At 36.3% G+C, this 5,521-nt stretch carries 5 protein-coding genes; 2 read left to right on the top strand and 3 right to left on the bottom strand.

Annotated elements, in window-relative coordinates; all coding sequences use genetic code 11:
• The first annotated feature begins 165 nt into the window (after positions 1–165).
• Complete coding sequence (locus ABDZ84_RS06205) at positions 166–1,353, top strand: cation:proton antiporter (RefSeq protein WP_026679625.1); 1,188 nt, start codon at positions 166–168, stop codon at positions 1,351–1,353.
• A 179-nt stretch (positions 1,354–1,532) separates the two neighbouring features.
• Here the strand turns inward: ABDZ84_RS06205 and uraA are convergent, their stop codons facing one another.
• Together uraA and ABDZ84_RS06195 are read right to left on the bottom strand one after the other, a co-directional pair.
• Complete coding sequence (gene uraA, locus ABDZ84_RS06200; protein ID WP_026679624.1) at positions 1,533–2,816, bottom strand: uracil permease; 1,284 nt, start codon at positions 2,814–2,816, stop codon at positions 1,533–1,535.
• 280 nt (positions 2,817–3,096) lie between these two features.
• A complete protein-coding gene (locus ABDZ84_RS06195) occupies positions 3,097–3,600 on the bottom strand; it encodes an AMP-binding enzyme (protein ID WP_026679623.1) in 504 nt (167 codons plus the stop codon).
• A gap of 379 nt (positions 3,601–3,979) precedes the next feature.
• On the opposite strand from ABDZ84_RS06195, the gene ABDZ84_RS06190 reads away from it, so the two are divergent.
• Positions 3,980–5,194, top strand: coding sequence for an NAD(P)/FAD-dependent oxidoreductase (locus ABDZ84_RS06190; RefSeq protein ID WP_343780581.1), 1,215 nt, complete (start codon positions 3,980–3,982; stop codon positions 5,192–5,194).
• Between the two features lie 146 nt (positions 5,195–5,340).
• On the opposite strand, the gene ABDZ84_RS06185 is transcribed toward ABDZ84_RS06190, so the two are convergent.
• Positions 5,341–5,521: hypothetical protein (locus ABDZ84_RS06185; RefSeq protein WP_211911239.1), on the bottom strand; the 181-nt coding region annotated here is incomplete at its 5' end.

Here is a 5,521-nt window from a genome sequence, read left to right as displayed (position 1 = left end):
CTAGAGGAAGCGTAAATCTGAGCATGTAGTGATAAGGACTGAGCGAATTTTGCTCCGTTTTTCTTATTGATAAGTTCATTGTTTGAAATTACTTGCTTATAGGGAAAATGGATTCTAAATATAAGATTTACTACCAATGTAAATAAAGAGGAGGAGGGAGTATATTTGAGCGTCCATCACATACTTTTGCTATTAATTATCGGGTACATTGTTTTTTCTATAGACAAGAAGCAAGAGTACTTTCCTGTCCCAACGGTATTAGTGCTAATAGGTATTACGCTGTCACCAATCAGTTATTTCGCGAACATATCAATAACAAAAGATCTTATATTTCATGTTTTCTTACCGGCACTTCTATTTATATCAGCTTATCAATTCCCAACAATGGCTTGGAAGAAGTATAAGTATATTATTGGAGGATTAGGAACGATAGGTCTGCTCTTAACAATAGCTATATTTGGTGGTTTTGTTTATTTAATTGGAAATTTATTTATTCAAATATCCATTATAGCTGCGTTACTGATTGCTGCTATTTTATCACCAACAGATCCTGTATCGGTTATAGCGATATTAAAGAAATCGTCTAGTGATCGGAACACGGCTGACATTGTGGAAGGGGAATCGTTGCTTAATGATGGGACAAGCATTGTAGTATTTGGTGTGCTTCTAAGTATGTTAACGCAAGGGACAACCTTTTCACTTAGTGGTTTCGTTAGTGAATTCTTACTTGTATCCTTAGGTGGTGTTGCGATTGGTATTGCATTCGGTTGGCTTATGAGCAAGGCAGTGCATTATACCGACCATCGTCAATATCAGGTGATGTTAAGTATCATTGTAGCTTATGGTAGCTTTTACTTAGGAGAATTAATGGACGTGTCAGGTGTACTTTCAACTGTTACAGCGGGAATGATGCTATCCTATGAATTTGGAAAAAATATAAAAGAGGATCATTTTCGAGATCAACTGGATGGGTTTTGGGGAATTATCGAGCCAACAATCTTATCTATCATATTTCTACTTATAGGGATTCAATCAGCAAGGTACCTCGTTTTTTCAGAATGGCAGCTTGCTATTCTTCTATTTTTAGGATCGCTAATCGTACGATTTTTGGTAATTACAGCCATGACCCAATTTCATTCTACATGGAAAACGTACATGTCTCTAAGGGAATGTGCAGTAATAGCTTGGACCGGTATTAAAGGAACAATGTCAGTGGCACTAGTGTTAGGATTCGAAGCAGCTACTGATAAAAGTAGTGAATTCATATCCATCATTTTTGTTGTCATTTTACTATCATTAGTAATCCAAAGTGCAAGCGTATATCCATTAGTCAAAAGATTAAAAGGCTCATAAAAAGGTTTGGAAGCATATTATCTTCCAAACCTTTATTTTATACAAACATCCAGTTATATTCCAATGGGTTCAAAGGCCTTTAGGTCCTACTCTTATGGTACTAACAATCAGTGGGCGATAAACAAATCATAACTGATTGAAGTTTCACTTTATCTATTCTTCCAAAGGACTCATCTTTACTATTCATTCGATAATTTTAATACATCTAATAACTTAAAGAATAGGCCAAGGAATATGGCTACTATTGTAGCAAGCCCCATACCAGTTAGGGCTACTGAACCGATTTGAACTGTAGCACCGCTAATACCGATGACAAGGACGACACATGTTAGAATCAAATTCTGTGAGTGGTTATAGTCCACATTTGCTTCTACTAACATACGAATACCACTAGCTGCGATAATTCCAAATAGAAGTAAGGAAATCCCTCCCATAACTGCGGTTGGAATAGATGATATCAATGCAGCCAACTTTCCAACAAATGAAAGAATAATGGCTATAACGGAAGCTATTCCAATAATCCAGGTGGAATATACCTTTGTTATTGCTAGTACGCCAATGTTTTCACCATATGTCGTATTCGGTGTTGATCCAAAAAAGCTAGAGATGATCGTAGATATACCGTTACCAGCTAACGAGCGGTCTAATCCAGGTTCTTTCATCAAATCTTTTTTGACAATATTACCTGTTACGAATAGATGTCCAATATGTTCAGGTACAAGTACTAAAGCTGCTGGCAAAATTACTAGTATGGCAGACCAATCAAATTTCATGTGATAAATTTCTGGCATCGAGAACCATTTTGCCTCTTTAATAGCAGTTAAATCAACCAATCCAAAGAAATATGCAATAATATAGCCTGCAATAATTCCAATCAAAATAGGAATGATTTTTAAGAAGCCGCGCATTGTTACCCAACAAATTATTGTAATTGCAAGTGTCAAAAGTGAGACTACAGCTGTACTAGTGTCCATCGTCCAAGAAGCACCTGCGTCTTGGGGTGCGATCCATCCCGCCATCTCTGCAGCTGTTGGTACAAGTTCTAAACCGATAACAGCGACAATTGCTCCCATAGCGGCAGGTGGAAAAATTATATCAATCCAACTTGTTCCAATAAATTTAACAATTAATGCAATGATGGATAAAACAACACCTACTGCAAGGAATCCACCTAATACATAGCTATATCCGGTTCCGCCTCCGTAATTCTCTAATACGGCAAAAACTGGTGATATAAACGCAAAACTTGATCCTAAATATGCAGGTATTTTTCCTTTTGTAATAAATAAGTAAATTAGCGTTCCAATACCATTCATTAATAAAATGGTTGCAGGGTTAACACCGAATAAAATTGGAACTAATACAGTAGATCCAAACATTGCAAATAAGTGCTGTATACTAAGTGGTAAGCTTTTTAAAATGGGTAAACGTTCGTCTACTTGAATCTCTTTATATTGTGCCATGTTTCTTCCCCCTTTAAGAATTGGCCCAACAGTTACCGTGGGTGATTAAAAAAAGAAAAAAGCACCGAGCCGTGTGTGGCAGGGTGCTTCTATAAAATGAGGTAGAACACGAAGTTCCTCCTGATTTTATTGAACAGAATTCCATCTGTTACACCTTGGCAGCCTCACGGGACTGAATTAAAGGTAACCGTATGAACTTATCTTAGATATTATCCCAATTTAAAGTGTTTCTGTCAATTCTTTTTTTATCATGTCAAAAAACAAAAGACAGAGCATTTGCTTATAACCACTTCTGTAACTCTACTTTTAAAATTTTACCACTTGGGGTTTTGGGTAATTCATCTACAAAGGTAATCGATTGCGGATATGAAGTTCCATTGGTGCTATCTTTGCAAAAGTTAATGATATCTTGCTTCGTACTATCTGATTTGTTGTCAAGCACAATAAAGGCGTGAGCAATTTCTCCTAGTTCTTTATGCGGTAATGGGATGATAGCGGTCTCGGCAATGTGTGGGTGTTTCATTAAGATTTGCTCCAAGTTAGCAGTAGAAATGGTGCCCTGCTGATTTGGAATGTCTTTAAACGGTTCTTTCACATGAATATGACCTTGCTCATCTATAAATCCTTTATCACCTGTGAAAATCCAGCCATTTTTCATCATGTTTCGATTTTCGGCATGTTGCAAAGTTCCTTGCCCCTTTACGATAATGTCACCAATTTCAATTCCGTTATGCGCTACTTCCTCTCCCGAACTGTTTACGACGCGTATCTTTGTTTGACCCATGAAGATCCCACCTCAGTTCCAATTATCTAATAGTATACTTTATATTAAATTATATCACATTTACCTGTAAGCGTTTTACTTTTTGTGATTAAAAATATTTAGTTCGCTCGAAAATTGAAAATAATTGTAAAATGATTAGGCTGATTGGAAGAAAGATTCAAACGTTTACCATGTGATAACGTAGAAAAACACGATAAGTATATATTCTAGTTGTACTTCTACTGATTATTAGCCTAAATATAAAAATTTTGATATGATTATTATATTGTTAAAATAGGTATAAGCGATTCTAAATAGTAATAATAACATTTTTGAGTTAATATGAAAGAGCGCTTTTCCTGTGAATTTTGTTAGTAAAATATAGGAAGGTGGAAGTTTTATGAGTTTAAACAAACCAAAAATAGTAGTTCTGGGCGCAGGCTATGCTGGATTGACAACAACAAAGCGTCTCTTACAAAAGCTATCACCGGAACAAGCAGAGATTGTACTAGTTAACAAACATAATTATCATTATGAATCTACTTGGTTACATGAGGTAGCTGCTGGAACAATTAATCCAAATCAAGCTCGTGTGATGATTAGTGATGTCATTAACCCAAATAAAGTAAGACTAGTTTATGATTCTGTTGTGAAAATCAACAAAGACGAGCAACGCGTTGTGTTGGAGAATAGTGAAATTGAATATGACTACTTAGTTGTTGGGCTTGGTTTTGAATCAAATGATTTTGGAATTAAAGGGATGGCAGAGCATGCTTTTGCTATTGAAGATATTGATTCCAGTCGTCTTATTAGTGAACACATAGAATATCAATTTGCTAAATATAACAACGAAGAGAACGTTGAGGATGAGAGCTTGCATATCCTTGTTGGTGGTGCAGGATTCACAGGCATTGAGTTTGTGGGCGAATTAGCTGATAGGGTGCCTGAGCTATGTAAAAAATATGACATAGATCGTAACAGAGTTAAAATTATAAATGTAGAAGCAGCTCCTTCTATCTTGCCAATGTTTGATAAAGAGTTAGTTGCATATGCCAAAAAATCCCTTGAAGATCGTGGTGTCGAGATTAAAATTGGTGCTGCCATTTCTGAATGTACAGAGGAAGGGTTTATTGTTGGAGACGATAAAGAGCTAATCAAAGCAGGTACTGTTGTGTGGACAGGTGGAGTGAAAGGTAGCTCTGTGTTAGGGAATTCAGGCTTTGAATTAACAAAAGGAAAAGTTAACGTTGACGCCGACTTACGTATGAAAGGTGAAGAGAATATTTTTGTTATTGGTGACTGTTCATGGGTTTGGAATAAAGAAGCAGATCGCCCGTATCCTCCTACTGGACAATTAGCAATGCAAGAAGCGGATGTTGTTGCTGCTAATCTAGCTGCACTTCTTACAAACCAACCTTTAACTGACTTTGTTTTTCATGACAAAGGTACGGTAGCTTCTCTAGGTATTTTTGATGGAATCGGAAATATATTTAATGATTACAAACTTCAGGGGAAAGCAGCAGCAGCAATGAAAAAAGTGGTAGATAACCGTTCTTTATTCCTTATGGGGGGAACAAAATTAGTTCTTAAAAAAGGTAAATTCCGTCCATTCTAAGACACTCATTTTATTAAAAAATAGCTACATCAAATGAGGAGGTATTTGGGAAATGAAAAATAAAACATTATGCGGATTATTTTTGGTCATAGCATCATTGGTTGGCTACAGACTTTTAAGTGATTATATGGAAGATTCGAGAGATTTTAGGTAAATGGTTGACCATCCAGGCGTTTATTTCGCTCGGATGGTTTTTTTTGAAAGTTAAGAAAGTATAAAATCAGTGCAATGACTGCGTTAAGCCAAGTAGTTATTTTGAATGTTAGATGTATATTGGCAATGCTCCGACTAATTACTTCGCTTTCGGCGGGCACGGCCTCAACTAAC

The organism is Virgibacillus salarius (genome assembly GCF_039521925.1).
GTDB lineage: Bacteria > Bacillota > Bacilli > Bacillales > Amphibacillaceae > Virgibacillus > Virgibacillus salarius.
The sequence above is the reverse complement of the archived record's forward strand: the minus strand, read 5'-3'. Positions and strand labels throughout refer to the sequence as shown.